Here is a 16797-nt window from a genome sequence, read left to right as displayed (position 1 = left end):
CAGCCTGTTCATTAGCGAGCTCCACCCCGGCTTGAGTCACCCCTGGGGTGCTCGGTGCCAAGGGGCTTATGCCCCTCATTTTGACATCTTCTTCTCTTGCACTCTAGTGTCAGCCTGTTGGTGTGAGGATGCCTTTAAAACCCACTTTCCCCAATCCCCAAAACGGGGAGCTGGATTTCCGCGGTGCTGCCGTGAGCACCCTTTCCCCCCCACCCCCAAAGGGCTCGGCAGGGATCCCTTCAGAACAGTCCTGGACTTCTGCGGATTCATCTGCCGAGGAAGCCTATCTTCTGGAGTGGGCTCCAGCCCCTCTCTCTGGGCGGTCGAAGCCAAGATGGGTTGGTTTGGCCCTCTCTCTCAGCTTAACGGGCCTGGTATGGCTTCTGAAGCTGGAGGCGGATCCCTGCGCAGAAGCTGGGGAAGAGCAGCTGCCGGCCACCCCCAGGTGCCCAACCGAGCCTGAGACAGCCCATCCAGAGGCTGGGGATTCTGCTCCTGCGCGTCGGGGATATCCGGCTTGGGCCACTGGTCTTTTGCTGATGCTGGGCTTGGCCGGAGTCGCTACCCTACAGCAGCGACAGTTGAATCGCCCCCTGTCTCCGGCGGTAGAGCCGATCCCACCCTCTGTGCATACGCTATCTGGCGCTCTGCAGCAAAACTACGAGCGGAAAAAGGAGCAGCTGCGCCAAGCCTTCGCAGAAGGGCGAATCCCGACAGGAGAAGGGCCCAGAGGCATTCTGGAGCATGAAATTCAGCCGGGGGAAACCCTCTGGCAACTGACCCAGATGTATCAGCTCGACGCGGCTGCCATCACCGTCTCCAATGGTATTCAGGCCAGTACTGAGCTGAAGCCGGGGCAAGTTCTCCTCATCCCCAGCCAGCCGGGATTGATCTACACCGTCAAGCAGGGAGACACACTGGAGGACATTGCCAACCGCTACCGAGTTCCCCAGCAGCGGATTATCGAAGCGACTCCTCTGGATCGCCCGGAATATCTGCGCATTGGCCAACGCCTGCTCATCCCCGGCGATGTGGGCGAGTTGATCCAGCGTCAGAAGGAGATGATCGCTGCCCAGAAAGCTCGCGAAGAGGAAGAGCGCCGCCAGCAAGAGGAGGAAGCCCAACGCCAAGCCGAAGCCCAAGCTCGATTACAGGCGGAGCAGCAACGCCGGGCCCAGCAAATGGAACAAGAACGGCAGGCCCTCTTGGCCGGTGGATCCCTGACCCACACAGTTGGAGCCGGTGACACCATCGAACGGATCGCCGCCCGCTATGGGGTAACTCAGCGATCCATTATTCAAGCCAACAACTTGCGCAATCCCCACTGGCTGCGCATTGGCCAACGCCTTACGATTCCGGCGCCGGGTACGCAGCCCACCCCTGCTCCTGCCCGACGAGCTCAGAGCCAGCCACAAGCTCGGCCAGCGCCGCCAGCGCCTCCTCCAGCTCCTCCTCAGGCCCGCAGCAGTGGGTTTATCTGGCCGGTCCCCGGGCAAATCACCTCTGGCTTTGGCTACCGTCGCGGTCGCCTTCATGCAGGGGTAGATATTCCTGGCCCCGTGGGATCCCCCATTGTAGCCGTTCAGGAGGGAGTGGTGATCTTCGCGGGGAATGCTGGGGATGGCTACGGCAATCGAGTGGACATTCGCCATCCCAACGGAATTGTTACTCGCTATGCCCACGGCCATCAGATTTACGTTTCCACAGGCCAGTACGTGCAGCAGGGGCAGACAATCATGAGCCGCGGCAGCACCGGCTGGAGCACAGGGCCGCATCTGCACTTTGAAGTCCGCCCCGGCGGGGGCGCGCCTGTGGATCCCCGGCCTTATCTGCCCTGATCCTGTCTTGAACAGAGACCGTGCAGAACAGCCAGCCCGGCCATAAATTGCTAGCCTAAAGACAGCAAACTCCAGACCGTAGGAACACGCCGATGCAGTGGGTGAACGCGCTCTCCCAGCTCCCTTCCCTAGAAGCGGCTCTGCGGCAGGTGGTGGAGGAAGCCAAGGCAAAGCTTCAGGCGGCCCAGCTGAAAAGTGTCCTGAGTCGGCAGGTGCAGACGGTGGGATCCGGTGGGTTGCCGGGGCTGCTGACGGGGTATGTCCCCTCTCAGCCTCTGCGGCCCAACCTGGGGGTTTTGTTTGTGTCGGCGGCCTTTGCCAGCGAATACATCCGGGTGTTGCCATTGCTGTCGGGGCTGCTGGAGGTGGACGTTTTGATCGGCTGCTCCGGCGGTGGCATTGTGGGTGGCGGGCATGAAATTGAGGATGGCCCGGCTCTCTCCTTGTCTTTGGCGGTCATGCCGGAGGTGGTGCTGCATCCTTTTCATCTGCGGGGGAACCAATTGCCAGACTTGGATGCGGCTCCTTCTGCCTGGGTCGATTGTGTTGGGGTTTCGCCGCAGAGCAAGCCTCATTTTCTGCTCTTGGCCGATGGATTTTCCTCTGGCATCTCAGAGTTGCTGCAGGGGTTGGATTTCGCCTATCCGGGATCCGTCAAAGTGGGGGGATTGGCCAGTGGGGGCCGCGGCCCTCGAGGCAACGCCCTATTTTTGCTGGATGCGCGTACCTCCACACCTCGGCGGGAGCTGTACCGAGAAGGGACGGTGGGGTTGGCGCTCTACGGCAATGTGGTGCTGGATGCAGTGGTGGCCCAAGGGTGTCGCCCCATTGGGGATCCCTTGCGGGTGACGGAAGCAGAGGGGAATGTGATTCTTGGCTTGGAGGGTCGCCCTCCTCTAGCGGTTTTGCAGGACTTGGCAGAGCGGCTCAGTCCCGTGGATCAGCGATTGGCCCGCCACTCTCTCTTCATCGGCCTGCTGATGGATGAGTTCAAGTCGGAGCCGACGCCGGGAGATTTCCTCATTCGCGTAATCTTGGGCGTTGATCCGCGCGTGGGGGCGCTGGCCATCGGGGATCAGGTGCGCCCTGGCCAGACGGTGCAATTTCATCTGCGGGATGCCCAGACTTCGGCAGAAGATCTGCGTTGGGCCCTCAGCCGCTATTGTGCCGAGCGCAACTTGAGGCAAAGCCCCTCTCAACCGAGGCCGGAGCCTTGTGGGGCGTTGATGTTCTCCTGTTTGGGGCGAGGCAAGGGCCTGTACGGCACTCCCGATTTTGACTCGCAACGGTTTCGGGAATTGCTTGGAGAGCTGCCCTTGGGGGGGTTCTTTTGCAATGGTGAGATCGGCCCCGTTGGGGGATCCACCTTTTTACACGGCTACACTTCCTGCTTCGGGATCTTCCGGCCCGCCCACTAGAGGGGGGATCCCTTGCCCTAAGAGCCGGCGAAATTGGATAGACTGGGGATCCCATGTCAACAGCTTGGTCAAGGATTTCTCATGCAGCTTCATCTCAGCGAGCCGCCACTCACTCAAGGGGAATGTGCCCTGGTTTATTGCTTTGCCGCTTCCGGCGGGAATGGCCGCTTTCCTCTGCCCCCTGAGATCGCCTCTTGGGATGAAAAGGCGTGGTCAGGGCTGGTGGCGGAAACCGTTCAGGAGCAGGGGTTTCAGGGGAAGCCGAATAGCAGTGTTGCCCTGCGCCTGACAGGAGAGATCCGCAAACTGGTGTTGGTGGGGCTAGGGGATCCCGCCGCCCTAACGCTAGAAGCCCTACGACGGGCCACAGCCAACGGCCTGCGCCAGGCTCACAGCCTAAAAGCCAAGCAGGTGATGCTGTCTTTGCCGGAGACGGGGTTGGATCGGGTGCGCGGGGTTCAGGCGGTGGCCGAAGCCTGCCTACTGGTGGCGCACCGGGACAATCGGTTTAAATCTTCAGCCAAAGGGGAAGAGGAAAACAGCTTTTCTGTGCAGGAAGTAACCCTTTTGGTGCCGGGGTTGGCCCAGGCTCGCCCCGATTACGAAGTCGCGCTGCAGCGGGCCATTGAGATGGCCGCAGGAACCATCTTGGCTCGGGAATTGGTGGCTGCCCCCGCCAACATTGTGACTCCTCTTGCCCTGGCCGATACCGCCCGCCAACTGGCCCAGGAATATGGCCTAGAGGTGGAGATTTTGGGACAGGAAGAATGCGAGGCTCTGGGGATGGGGGCTTTTTTGGGTGTGGCCAAAGCCTCTGACCTGCCGCCCCAGTTCATTCACCTCACCTACAAGCCGCCACAAGGGGATCCTGTTACCAAATTGGCCCTGGTGGGCAAGGGGCTGACCTTCGATTCCGGTGGGCTGAACATCAAAACCGACTCCCGCAGCATCGCCATGATGAAAACCGACATGGGGGGAGCAGCGGCAGTTTTGGGAGCTGCACGGGCCCTAGCCGCCCTCAAGCCGCAAGTGGAGCTGCACTTCATCGTCGCTGCCACGGAAAACATGATCAGCGGCCATGCCATCCACCCAGGGGATATCCTCACCGCTTCTAACCAGAAGACCATTGAGGTCAACAACACCGATGCAGAAGGCCGCCTCACCTTGGCAGATGCCCTGGTGTTTGCGGAAAAGCTGGGCGTTGATGCCATCCTCGATCTGGCTACCCTGACCGGTGCTTGTGTGATTGCTCTGGGGGAAGAAATTGCCGGCTTGTTCACCCCAGATGAGACGCTGGCCCAGGAGCTACAGCAGGCTGCCAATCTTTCCGGCGAAAAAATCTGGCGCCTGCCGCTGGAGGAAGGCTACTTCGAGGGTCTCAGCTCCATTGTGGCCGACATGAAAAACACTGGTCCCCGCTCAGGGGGATCCATCACCGCTGCCCTGTTCCTGAAGCAGTTTGTGGAGAAAACCCCTTGGGCCCACCTGGATATAGCAGGCCCCGTTTGGACAGAGAAGGATGCAGGCTACAACAACAAAGGGGCCACCGGTTATGGGGTGCGCACCCTGGTGGAGTGGGTCTTGGCGCGGCAAGCCGCAGCAGCTTGCTCATAACCCCGCCTTTCTGGACGTTGGTCCTTGAAAAAGCATCTACTGAGGGAGGAGCCAAGGGCTGCTTGGCTGGAGCTGTCCGATCCCTAAAATAGGCTTAAAAAAGAGTCTAGGTATTGAGTAGCACTTTGCAAGGCTTCCCCTCAGGGAATAGGATCCCTGCATCAAAGTAGCTGGCACAAGGCCCCCTGCGCCGGATCCTCCCATGAAAGACCTTTACCGCGAGCTGGAATTACAGCCCAATGCAACTTTAGAAGAAATTAAAGAGAGCTATAGGCGGCTTGCCAAAGAATACCATCCCGATAAACTTCACCCAGATACGCCTGTTAAAGCGCGGCAGTACATTGAGGAAAAGTTTAAGTCTATTCAGGAGGCGTACTCGATACTGAGCGATCCTGTGAAGCGAAAAGCCTATGACTCCCAAAGACTTTCCCAGACTTCGTCCACGAAAGGGAGCGGGCATGGCCAAGACTTGAAAGCGGAACGCAGCTACAGCACCCAAGATGGCAAACCTTGGCCCTTTGACTTCGACAAGATAAAGGAAGCTGCAGAAGAGATAGAACGTCGTAAGAAAAACATCGAGGCCAACTATAACCAAAGAGTAGAGCAAGTTAAGTCTGAGTTAAGGAGAAACTTGATCTCTATCAGAATAAAATAAAATAAAACAAGAGGAAGCTAAAATTGATCATACCTTTGCCACCAAAAGTGACACTATACTGGGTGCCCTCTCGCTTTTAGTCCTGAGCTTGTTCATTGGTGCCTTAAGTAGCTCAATCGGGCTTGTGCTCTTTTTAATCTCAGTTATTAGTCTTTTTATGGCCATTTTTGATAAAGGATATAGCAAGTCGCAAGTTGAGAGCGCTAAGAAGCTACAGGAAGAGGCAAAATCAGTAATAGCCCAGATAGAGAAAGATAGGAACTCGAAGCTTTCCCAGCTTGAGCTTCACTGTAGAAGTAGGATCGATCATTTTAAAGCTGTCCCTATCGAATCTATATCCCCATTTTATAAGTGGGCTGAGTGGGGAGGATCAGCTATTTTTGCTAACTGCAATGAAGGAAAAGGCAGATGCTAAAAGCCTAGAAGAAAACTTGAAGATAGCGGCTGGAGTTGCTGTGGGTATTGGCATACTAGCCGCCTTATTTGGGCTGGGAGGTGGATTTCACCCATTCTGAATCTCAAGAAGAGGCAAAACACTGCTTCATCTCCTGCAGCACCTGGGCATCTTGAGAGGCCGTTCTCGCGCCCGCTTGAGCAGCCCAGCACTTAAGACTCTCGATTTGGTCGCGGGCAATCGAGGCCAAAGGCACGGTTTCGCGGATGGCCTGCAGGATATCTTCTTGGGTAAAGTCCCGCCGGGCGCCGCTGCCACTGCCCCCAAAGGCGTTGTACATGGCATCTACAATGGCTTGCTCGATCTCGGCACCACTGAAATCCTGAGCTGCGGCTGCCAAAGCTTCCAGGTCAAATTCTCGCAGGCGGCTGGGGCGCAACCGCTGCAAATGCACCCGGAAGATCTCTTTGCGCTCAGCCTGGGTGGGCAGGTTCAAGAAGAAAATCTCGTCAAAGCGGCCCTTGCGCAAAAGCTCCGGCGGCAGCAGAGGCACGTTGTTGGCGGTGGCCACAATGAAAACGGGGCTGGTCTTCTCCTGCATCCAGGTAATCAGGCTGCCAAACACCCGGCGGCTGGTACCAGAATCTCCATCGGCACTGCTGGTGATGTTGCCAAAGGCTTTGTCGATCTCGTCGATCCAAAGCACGCAGGGGGCCATCGCCTCTGCCAGTTGGATCATCTGCCGCACCCGGCTTTCCGACTCGCCGACGATGCCGGCAAACAGCCGCCCGGCATCCAATCTCAGCAGGGGCAGCCGCCACTCATTGGCGATGGTCTTGGCGGAGAGGGATTTGCCGGTGCCCTGGATCCCGACCAGCAGCACGCCTTTGGGGTTGGGCAGGCCATAGCGCCGCGCCTCTTCGGTAAAGGCTTCCTGGCGCACCCGCACCCAGGCCTTGAGATTATCTAGGCCCCCCACGCTTTTGAGGGTCTCGCGGGCGGTGAAAAACTCCAGGATGCCGGTTTGGCGGATGGCCTGCTTTTTTTCCTCTAGCACCAGGTCGATATCGGCTTCATTGACCTCCTGCTTGGCGGCCAAAGCGCGGGCCAAAACGCGGCGAATACGTTCTCGGCTCAGCCCTTGACAGGCTTTGACCAGTTGCTCGCGGGCTAGAGGGGTAAGCTTGAGCTTATCTGGAGCCACATAGAGCTGGATGAGGCGGCTGATCTCTTCGCTGTTGGGCAGGGGAATATCGACGACGGTGATCTCCTCCGTCAGGTCGCTGGGCACTTCCAGGGTGTGGCTGAGCAGGATCAGCATCTTGCGGGTGCGCTTGAGCTCGCGGCTGAGGTTTTTCAGCTCCCGGATGATGGGAGCGTTTTTGTCGCTGCTGGCGTTGCGCAACACAAAGTGCAGATCCCGCAGCACAAACAGGGTGTCCTCGTTGGGGGCAGAGCGCCACACCCGCCCCAGAGCTGCCATGATGGAGCCCCGATCCTCGCCTGTATCTTGCCAGCCCCGCACCAAGTCCCAGAACAACAATTGCCGCGGTGGGTCTGTCCGTCTGGCTACTTGGGTTAGCACGGCATCGGCAGGCTCTTCTTCTGGAGAGACCAAGTAAACCAGGGGGTAGCGGGCCCGGATCATCAAATCCAGCTCTGTCACCAGCCCTGCTTGCAGCTCCGCCGGGATCTCGACCAGGGCAGGATCCCTGCTGTCTGGATTTGTTTTTCTTGCGGCTTCTGTCATCGCCTCTGGAGTTTAGAACATCCTTACTTCATCTTCCTCTCACTTGTTCAGAAACCATTTGGATTGGAACAGCCAATAAGCAGCAAAATGCTCACGGTTGAGCTTCACGGTTGATCTTTAGGATAGGGCAGGGATCCCTTGCAGTTCGGCCAGCATGGTGCGGGCTGTCTGGGTGGGATCGGCAGCTTCCATCAAAGCCCGCACCACAGCTACACGGGTGGCCCCAGCTCGACGCACCTCGGGCAGGTTGTGGGGATCGATGCCGCCGATGGCAAACCAGGGCAGGTGGGCTTTCTCGGCAGCCAGGCGCACGTACTCCAGGCCGGCAGGGGGTTTCTCCGCTTTGGTGGGGGTGGGGTAAACGGGGCCGACGCCAATGTAGTCCACGTCGCTGTTCAGGGCTTGGGCCAACTCTTCGGCGTTGGTGGTGGACAGGCCAATGAGCCGCTGGGATCCCAGCAGTTGTCGGGCTTCAGCCACCGGCAGATCCGTCTGGCCCAGGTGTACCCCATCTGCCTGGCTGAGCAGAGCCAAATCCACGCGGTCGTTGACGATCATCAGCGCCTGGTAGCGGTTGCACAGTTGCCGCAACTGCTTGAGATCCCGCAGCATCTCGCCGTCGGGGAGGTTTTTGCGGCGATATTGCACCAGGGTCACCCCGCCCCGCAGGGATTTTTCCACCACCTCTAGCCAGTGGGGCACAGGGCTGGTCACCAAATAAAGATGGGCTGCCAGGAGACGCTGCCGCAGGGATCCGCCCAGCAGTTCACTTTCCAAGACGTAGAGCCGATAGCGCATGTCTTTGGCCAGCTTGGCCAGGCCAGGGGCCACCCAGTGGTGGGATTCGGCCAACTTGCCGTATTCTTCCAACACCCGCAGGGCTTCTTGCACACGGCTGCAATTGGCTTGCAAGAGGTGGCGGAGATCCCGCCGTTGCTCCTCTTGGGGGTGGGAGATCTGGGTGCCTGGATCGGCGGGGGTATCGCGGGCCAAACGCAGGGGATCGCTGTGCCAGCGGGCTAGGGCTTGGCGCATGGCCTTGCATTCGGCAGAGAGCTCTCCCTCTTCCAGGCCGAAACGAAACCATTCTTCCAATACCCGTAGTCCTTCACGAGCTCGATCGAGGTTGGCATCCAGAATACGGGCGACGGCCTGGGGTTTCATGTTCCCTATACGTGGGAAGAGAGTTGCTTAATTTTTACCAAAAAAATGCGCCTAAAGCCCCGTCCTACCCTTAGCCGGAAGCAAGTCAGTAGGGTGGAGAGTAGTCAATTCACTGTAAATCGGAATGGTTTCCCTGAGGCTGTCCTTGGCCCTGAGGAGAAAGAGGGTGATGCCATAAGGCGTTAAGAAAGGCTTGCTGCGGCGTGTGTCCCCAGGCGAAGGCCCGTGGGCCGGCCCCTTCCGGCAAGTAGGCCCAAGCATAGCGCTCGCAGGCGGGAAAGTAGCGGATCTCCCACCAAGTTCCCCCTACGGGCACATCTTTCACTGCCCGCAAGAAAGGGCCGCGATGGCGGGCGAGGCGCTCTTCTATAAAGTAGGGGCCTTCCAGCTGAAGGGCTTCTACCGCTGCAATCAGCTCGGCTCGTTGTCGCTCATTTCGGATCATCTCCCCGGTTCCCTGCTCGGATTGGCTCTATTCTATGAGGAGATTTCTGGTGAGCTGGGGGATCCCTCTTGATTCAGCCCAGATTGCGCCTACGGCAAGCTGTGGAAACCCAATGGAATCCAACGAATCCACCGCAGGTGCTGTGTCTGAGCAATGGACACGGGGAAGATGAGGTGGGCAGTCGCCTTGCTGTTGCCCTAGTCCAACTGGGGATCCCGGTGCAAGCCTTGCCGATTGTGGGAGAAGGGACAGCCTACCAACGCCAAGGGATCCCCCTGCTGCCCATTGCCCAGGTGATGCCGTCGGGGGGGTTTATTTATCAGGATTGGCGGCAGTTGTGGCGGGATTTGCGGGCCGGTTTGCTGGGGCTGACGGGGCGGCAATTGGCGTTGGTTCGGCGGGCAGCAGCCCAGAGGAACCTGGTGCTGGCCGTGGGGGATATTGTGCCCTTGCTGATGGCATGGTGGAGCGGGATCCCCTACGCCTTTGTGGGCACGGCCAAGTCGGACTATTACTGGCGGGATGAAGGGGGTCCCTACCGACACCCCTGGATCCCTTTTGGGCAGCCGATTTCCGATTACCTGCCCTGGGAGCGCTGGCTGATGGCCCACCGACGCTGCCTGGGTTCTTTTTTGCGGGATGAGCTGACGACTACAGCTTTGCAAAAACGGGGCCTAAGGGCCTTTTACCTGGGCAACCCGATGATGGATGGCCTAGAGCCACGCGGGACATTGCCTTTGGATCCCCACCGACCGGCCTTGCTGCTCTTGCCCGGATCCCGTCCGCCGGAAGCCTATCGCAACTGGGCTCTGATGATGCAGGTGGTGGAGCGGCTCCCAAAGGAGCTGCAAGTCTATGCTGCCCTCAGCCCCAACCTGGAGCGAGACCCGCTTCAGGCTTGGATCCCATCTCAGCGCAGCGATGTGCTTCTGGTTTGGGGGGACTTCGGGGCCTGTGCCCAACGAGCAACAGTGGTGCTGGCCATGGCGGGAACGGCTACCGAGCAATGTGTAGGCTTGGGAAAACCGGTGGTAACCCTGCCGGGAGAAGGGCCCCAGTTTACCCCGCGCTTTGCTGAAGCGCAGACCCGTCTTTTGGGATCCGCCGTCCACCTGACCTCAGTGGAGCAGGCTCCCGCCGTGGTTGGCCGGATTCTGGAACGCCTGGCCGCCGATCCCAACTACGCGGCTGAGTTGCGGGCCCATGGACGCCGCCGCATGGGACCCCCAGGGGCCGCCCGGCGCATTGCCGCTCAACTTCGAGATTGGCTCAAGCCATCCGGCCCGGTTTTGGAACCGTTCGAGCCAGACACATTGTGAGCCAGACACATTGTGAAATATATTGTGAAATGGGGAGCAGGTCGTTAAAAGGCCCGACTTATTGCTGTTAAGTTTATATTGCTGTTAAGTTTAGTTTTCCGTTTTTAAGTATTTGATGGCCTTGAACCTTCTTTTGGGGTTAGAGAGCAGTTGGTGGATCCCTTGCTATGGGTGGGCGGGAACAGCTTTGGCCATTCCCTGGGCAACGGGGTGGGTCAAGGGCAGTGGCCCGCGCCCGGCAGCTTACCTCAACATCCTTCTGACTTTTGCCGCCTTTGCCCATGGCCTTTGGCTGTTGCGGCAGGTTTGGGGTCGGGATCCCCAGATCTTGAACTACCTCTGGTTTCGGGTGGCCGATCTGGATTTGACCCTGTCTTTGGAGATCTCGCCCCTGACAATGGGGGCCGTCGTCTGGATCAGCGGTTTGAGCTTGCTGGCCCAGATCTATGCGCTGGGGTATTTGGATAGGGACTGGGGCCTGGGTCGCTTTGCCGCTCTAATGGGCTTTTTCGAGGGGGGAATGACAGGGATCGCCCTCAGCGACTCGCTGTTTTTCAGCTATGCCCTGCTGGAGATGCTCACCCTTTCCACCTATTTGCTGGTGGGCTTTTGGTACGCCCAGCCTCTGGTGGTGACGGCGGCGCGGGATGCGTTTTTAACCAAGCGGGTAGGGGATCTGTTGCTGCTGATGGGGGTGGTGGCAATTTCCAACTTTTCTGGGGCCTTGACCTTTTCCGGCCTGCGGGACTGGGCGGCTACGACTAGCTTGGATCCGGCTTGGGCGGCTTTGATGGGGTTGGCTTTGATTGCAGGGCCTTTGGGGAAATGCGCCCAGTTTCCGCTGCACCTGTGGCTGGATGAGGCGATGGAAGCGCCCAACCCGGCTTCGATTTTGCGCAATTCGGCAGTGGTGGCCTGCGGGGCTTTTGTGCTGATTAAGCTGCAGCCGCTCTTGGCCCTATCGCCAGTTACAGATGGGGTCTTGGTGGTCATCGGCACGATCACAGCCCTGGGCGGATCCCTGGTGGCCTTGGCGCAAATTGACCTCAAGCGCACCTTTTCCTATTCCACCAGCGCCTACTTGGGGTTGGTGTTTATGGCAGTGGGGATGCAGCAGCCGGATTTGGCCCTGGAGCTGCTGCTCATGCACGGCTTGGCTAAGGCGCTGCTGTTTATGGGGGTGGGATCCCTCATCTACACCACCTCTACCCAAGATTTGACAGAGCTGGGGGGCCTGCGCAGCCGCATGCCGGCCACGGTGGCCGCTTTTGCCGTGGGATCCCTGGGGATGGTGGCTCTGCTGCCCCTAGGGTGCTTTTGGACGCTGACCCGCCTGGCGCTGGTCTACAGCGGGGTGCAGCCGGCCCTGGTGGGGGTGCTGCTGCTGGTGAATGGGCTGACGGCTCTCAACCTGGCGCGGGTGTTTGGCCTGGTCTTTTTGGGATCCCCGCAACCCAAAACCCGCCGGGCCCCTGAGGTGGGCTGGTTGATGGCTCTGCCCATGGGCATCCTGACGGTGCAAACCTTGCTCATGCCCTGGCTGTTGGGGCGCTGGGGGCTCTATCCCGACTGGAACCCGCAGCTGAGGTGGATGGCGGCTCTGCTGACGGCTGCTGGGCTGGTGGGGGCAGCCATTGGCGGCTGGCTGTACTGGGGGGACCAACGGAGGGTATATCTGCCCTGGCCGGAGTTGCAGGATCTGCTGGCCCACGACTTTTACACGGGGCACCTCTACCAAGCCCTGGTGGTGCAACCGGTCAGCGCCCTCTCCCGCGGATTGGAGTGGCTGGATCGCAACGGAGTGGACGGCTTGGTGAACGGGGTGAGCCTGGCCTTTTTCTTCAGCGGCGAAGCCCTCAAGTACACCCTGTCGGGGCGGATGCAACTCTATGTGCTGGTGATTGTCATCGGGATGGTGTTGGTTACAGCTTGGCTACTGCGTTCGCCCCATTTGGGGTTGGCCTATTGATGGGAGAGAGCCATGTTGAGCCTTTTGATTGGGATCCCGTTGTTGGGGAGCATCTTGATTGGGTTGATTCCCGAGCAGGCGGGGAAGGGCTTGCACCGGGCTTTGGCCTTGGGGTTTGGGTGGGTTTTGTTTGGCCTGAGCGCGGGGCTGTTGCTGATCTTTGACCCCCACCTTGGATCCCTGCAATTGGCGGAAAAGATGGCCTGGATCCCCCAGTTGGGCTTGGTTTATGAGGTGGGAGTGGATGGGATCTCTCTGCCTTTGGTGGTGATGACCGGGCTACTGGTGCTGATGGCCATTTGGGCCAGCGGCCAGGTGGAGCGGCCCCGCCTCTACTACAGCTTGGTGCTCATGCTGGCGGCAGCGGTGGCCGGAGCTTTTTTGGCTCGGAATTTGCTGCTGTTTTTCCTGTTCTACGAAGTCGAGCTGATCCCCCTGTATTTGCTCATCGCCATCTGGGGAGGGCCGCGCCGCACCTATGCAGCCACCAAGTTCTTGATTTACACAGCTCTGTCAGGGATCCTGCTGTTGGTAGGCTTTTTCGGCCTCAGTTGGCTGAGCGATGCCCACAGCTTTACCTATACCGTCCTGCAGGCTCACCCCTTGCCCCTGGTGCAACAAACCCTGTTGCTTATTCCCATTCTGCTGGGGCTGGCCATCAAGATCCCCTTGGTGCCCTTCCACACCTGGTTGCCGGATGCCCATGTGGAGGCTTCCACCCCCATTTCCGTGTTGCTGGCGGGTTTGCTTTTGAAGTTGGGCACCTACGGCCTGGTGCGCTTTGGCCTGCAGCTCTTACCGGATGCTTGGCAGCAGGCAGGGCCCTGGCTGGCCGGTTGGGCGGTGGTTAACGTGCTCTATGGATCCCTGAACGCCTTGGTGCAGCAGGATATGAAAAAGCTGGTGGCCTACAGCTCCATTGCCCACATGGGCTACATCCTCTTGGCTGTAGCAGCAGCCACTCCCCTCTCCCTGGTGGGATCCATCTTTCAGATGGTCAGCCATGGCCTCATCTCCTCGCTGCTGTTTCTTCTGGTGGGAGCCGTCTATGCCAACACCGGCACACGGGATCTCAAGCTGCTGCGGGGATTGCTCAACCCGGAGCGGGGCTTACCGCTTATTGGCAGCTTGATGGTGCTAGGGGTGATGGCCAGTGGCGGCACACCGGGCATGGTGGGCTTTATAGCTGAGTTCACCCTCTTTCGGGGCAGCTTTGCCGTCTTTCCCCTGCAAACGCTCCTGTGCATGGTGGGGACGGGATTGACGGCGGCCTATTTTCTGCTGATGGTGAACCGTGTCTTTTTTGGGCGCCTCTCGCAAGTGGCCATAGCCATGCAACGCCACGCCACTGAAGAGCGCCTGCCTGCTGTTGTTTTGGCAACGCTGGTGGTGTTACTGGGCCTGCAGCCTAGCTGGGCAACCCGCTGGGTGGAGTCCACCACCTTGGCCTTGGCCAAGGCTAACCTAGCTGGTGTTGCAGGACTGGTCACTGCCTTTCAGTTTGGGTTGTCTTCCTTTTGATGATTTGATGAGACTTTTGATGATTTGATGAGACTTTTGATGATTTGATGAGATCGACGGAGTTTCTTTTGCTCCCATGACTGCCACTCTTGCTCCTGCTCCTTCCTGCTTCTTTCTGGCCGGCTTATCTCCTCTGGAGCAACTGCAACTGGCTCCTATTGTCCAGCGTCTAGAGGCAGGGGGAGCCCTCTTGCCGGATGCGCAGATCCATCGCCTGGAGGTGATCGGGATCCTGCACAGCTACGGAGAGGTTCTGGACGCCTATTCTCGCAACTTGATCTTCATTGCCGACCACCAATTTTTGGAGCTCTTCCCGGCGTTTAAGTATTTCAACGGCGAGATTACCCTGGGCAAATGGCTGCGCTACCTGTGGCATGACCGCATCAACTACGAGTTTGCTGAATACTGCATGAAGGCCATGCTCTGGCATGGGGGAGGGGGGCTAGACCGCTACCTGGATACCCCTGAATTTGTCGAGCGGGCCAAGAGAGCCATCCGGGCCAAAATCCGCTTTAACCCCTTCTTGCAGGGCTTGGGGATCTTGTTTCCCGACTTTGCTCTAGAACAGGTGCGCATGCTGGCTATGTACAGCGGCTTGGGCCAGTTTTGGCGGGTGATGAGCGATATTTTCCTGGCGCTGGCCAAGCGCTCTGAGACAGAACCCCACCTCACCATTCCCGACGTGGTGGCTCACATCCAGCAGGGGTTGGTGGCAGCTGCCGACAAGCCTATCACCTACGCTCCCTGCATCTGGGGCCGCCGCTACGAGATCATCCCTCTCTCGGCGGGTCTGACTTTCCTATCAGATACGGCTATCCCCTATGTGGAGGCGGTGTTTTTCCGCTCCTTTCCCTTTATGGGCACGGTTTCCTACAACGCCCAGGCCGGTCAGATTCCGCAAGAGCAGGCTGACTTTGCCTACGGCGCCCTCTACGCCGATCCGCTGCCGGTAGGCAGCGCTGGGATCCCGCCTACCCTGTTGATGCAGGATATGATGCGCCACCTGCCCCCCTACTTGCGAGAGCACTACCGCCGCCAGCCTCGCGGGGATGATGACCTGCGGGTGAAAATCTGCCTTAGCTTCCAAAAGGCCATGTTCTGTGTTACCACTGCCGCCCTGCGGGCTCTTGCCCCCTTCCCTCTGGAAACTCAGGATCCCCAGCAGCAGTTGGCCAACCGCAAGTTTCTGGCTCCTTGGCTGCAGCGCCTGCTGGGATCCCGTCTGTTAAAGGTGCAGGAAGAAAGGGTTGAGGCCTAGCTGAGCTGGGAACTGCTACTTTTGGTTACTGGAAGGGGGATCCCCTTTTCGGATACAATATCTGCGCCCAGTTGAGCAATGGGGTGGCGTAGCCAAGTGGTAAGGCAGAGGTCTGCAAAACCTCTATGCGCCAGTTCGAATCTGGCCGCCACCTTTTAAACCTTACTTGCATCCCAAGCAGGGCAAGCATGAAAGACAAGCTGATATTGATGATCCCCGGCCCCACTCCCGTTCCCGAGAGTGCGCTGCTGGCGATGGCACGAGGGCCCATCGAGCACCGCAGCAAAGAGTTCACCGCCATTTTGGAAGAGGTCACCGATGGGTTGCGCTGGCTGCACCAAACCACCTCCGATGTGTTTGTCTTTTCCGCCAGTGGCACCGGCGCTATGGAAGCCGGGATCCTCAACACCCTCAGCCCTGGGGATCGGGTTTTGGTGGGGGTGAACGGCAAGTTTGGGGAGCGCTGGGCGGAAATGTCCGAGCAGTTTGGCCTTCAGTGTGAGCGGGTGGAAACCCCCTGGGGGATCCCTTACCCCGTCGAGATCTTTCAAGAAAAGCTGGCTGCCGACCGGGAAAAAACCATCAAAGCCGTCATCCTCACCCACTCGGAGACTTCCAGCGGCGTAGCCAACGATGTGCAAGCCATTGCTGCTGCTGCTCGCGAGCACGGGGAAGCCCTCGTCCTGGTGGATGGGGTCACCAGCGTGGGGGCAATGCCGGTGTTAATGGACGAATGGGGCTTGGATGTGGTGGCCTCGGGATCCCAGAAGGGCTATATGATCCCACCGGGCTTGGGATTTGTGGCCGTGAGCCAACGGGCCATGGCCGCTTCACAACGTTCGACCTTTCCCAAGTACTACTGGAGCTTTAAGCTGGCGCAAAAGGCCCTGCGCCAAGGCACCACTCCCTTTACCCCGGCGGTGAACCTGTTTTATGCCCTGCGAACGACGTTACAGATGATGCGGGCAGAGGGTTTGGAGGCCATCTACCGGCGTCATGCCAAGCTGGCCCAGGCCACCCGTGCTGGCGTCAAGGCTCTGGGGCTAAAGCTCTTGGTTGATCCAGAGTCAGCGGCCAGTCCTTCGGTAACAGCTGTACTCGCTCCCGAAGGGATCAACGCTGACACCATCCGCAGCACCTTGAAGAAACACTTCGACATCGCCCTTGCCGCTGGACAAGACCACCTCAAGGGCAAAATCTTCCGCATTGGCCATTTGGGCTTTATCAGCGACCGCGATGTGCTGATGACCTTGGCTGCTCTGGAGTCAGCTTTACACACCGTGGGCTACAGCGACTTCACCCCAGGGGCGGGAACTCGCGCCGCCGAGGAAGTATTGGCCCACGGCTTCTGAGCCCCCAGCTCAGCTAGAAATCGCAGGAGCCCCGCACTGTACCCGTAGGGTCAGTGCCGGGAGGAATGCGCTTTGATGAAGTACAATGAACTTATGAGCC

General features: G+C 58.9%; 12 protein-coding genes and 1 tRNA gene. 10 read left to right on the top strand and 3 right to left on the bottom strand.

Features of this window, described 5'->3' with window-relative positions; genetic code table 11:
• The first annotated feature begins 128 nt into the window (after positions 1-128).
• The 4 genes from ACVWZG_RS10415 to ACVWZG_RS10400 all read left to right on the top strand — a co-directional run bounded on the left by ACVWZG_RS10415 (position 129) and on the right by ACVWZG_RS10400 (position 5525).
• The gene (locus ACVWZG_RS10415; protein ID WP_457406597.1) at positions 129-1838 is read left to right on the top strand and encodes a LysM peptidoglycan-binding domain-containing protein; all 1710 of its coding nucleotides are present in this window, start codon (positions 129-131) and stop codon (positions 1836-1838) included.
• 92 nt (positions 1839-1930) lie between these two features.
• Positions 1931-3256, top strand: coding sequence for an FIST signal transduction protein (locus tag ACVWZG_RS10410; RefSeq protein ID WP_457406598.1), 1326 nt, complete (start codon positions 1931-1933; stop codon positions 3254-3256).
• An 81-nt stretch (positions 3257-3337) separates the two neighbouring features.
• Complete coding sequence (locus tag ACVWZG_RS10405; protein WP_414356823.1) at positions 3338-4870, top strand: leucyl aminopeptidase; 1533 nt, start codon at positions 3338-3340, stop codon at positions 4868-4870.
• Positions 4871-5072: 202 nt separating this feature from the next.
• Positions 5073-5525: a J domain-containing protein gene (locus ACVWZG_RS10400; protein ID WP_457406599.1), complete on the top strand. Its 453-nt coding sequence runs from the start codon at positions 5073-5075 to the stop codon at positions 5523-5525.
• A 518-nt stretch (positions 5526-6043) separates the two neighbouring features.
• On the opposite strand, the gene ACVWZG_RS10395 is transcribed toward ACVWZG_RS10400, so the two are convergent.
• The 3 genes from ACVWZG_RS10395 to ACVWZG_RS10385 all read right to left on the bottom strand — a co-directional run bounded on the left by ACVWZG_RS10395 (position 6044) and on the right by ACVWZG_RS10385 (position 9278).
• Complete coding sequence (locus ACVWZG_RS10395; RefSeq protein WP_414373801.1) at positions 6044-7567, bottom strand: AAA family ATPase; 1524 nt, start codon at positions 7565-7567, stop codon at positions 6044-6046.
• Between the two features lie 219 nt (positions 7568-7786).
• On the bottom strand, positions 7787-8833 hold the full coding sequence (locus ACVWZG_RS10390; protein WP_414357668.1) for a thiamine phosphate synthase: 1047 nt from the start codon (positions 8831-8833) through the stop codon (positions 7787-7789).
• Positions 8834-8942: 109 nt separating this feature from the next.
• Positions 8943-9278, bottom strand: a complete 336-nt coding sequence (locus tag ACVWZG_RS10385) for a hypothetical protein (RefSeq protein WP_011433411.1) — start codon at positions 9276-9278, stop codon at positions 8943-8945.
• A gap of 71 nt (positions 9279-9349) precedes the next feature.
• Here ACVWZG_RS10385 and ACVWZG_RS10380 point away from each other — a divergent pair, with 71 nt between their 5' ends.
• From ACVWZG_RS10380 to ACVWZG_RS10355, 6 genes are all read left to right on the top strand, one after another.
• Positions 9350-10597, top strand: a complete 1248-nt coding sequence (locus ACVWZG_RS10380) for a lipid-A-disaccharide synthase-related protein (protein WP_457406675.1) — start codon at positions 9350-9352, stop codon at positions 10595-10597.
• Positions 10598-10712: 115 nt separating this feature from the next.
• Entirely contained in the window at positions 10713-12566 is a 1854-nt protein-coding gene (locus tag ACVWZG_RS10375) for an NAD(P)H-quinone oxidoreductase subunit F (protein WP_457406603.1), read from the top strand.
• 12 nt (positions 12567-12578) lie between these two features.
• Positions 12579-14087: an NADH-quinone oxidoreductase subunit M gene (locus tag ACVWZG_RS10370; RefSeq protein ID WP_457406605.1), complete on the top strand. Its 1509-nt coding sequence runs from the start codon at positions 12579-12581 to the stop codon at positions 14085-14087.
• Between the two features lie 76 nt (positions 14088-14163).
• Positions 14164-15345, top strand: a complete 1182-nt coding sequence (locus ACVWZG_RS10365; protein WP_457406608.1) for a CO2 hydration protein — start codon at positions 14164-14166, stop codon at positions 15343-15345.
• Positions 15346-15427: 82 nt separating this feature from the next.
• Positions 15428-15499 (top strand) — tRNA-Cys (locus tag ACVWZG_RS10360).
• Positions 15500-15533: 34 nt separating this feature from the next.
• The gene (locus ACVWZG_RS10355; protein WP_457406611.1) at positions 15534-16697 is read left to right on the top strand and encodes a pyridoxal-phosphate-dependent aminotransferase family protein; all 1164 of its coding nucleotides are present in this window, start codon (positions 15534-15536) and stop codon (positions 16695-16697) included.
• Positions 16698-16797: the final 100 nt, after the last annotated feature.

The organism is Thermostichus sp. OS-CIW-33 (assembly GCF_054059615.1).
The sequence above is the reverse complement of the archived record's forward strand: the minus strand, read 5'-3'. Positions and strand labels throughout refer to the sequence as shown.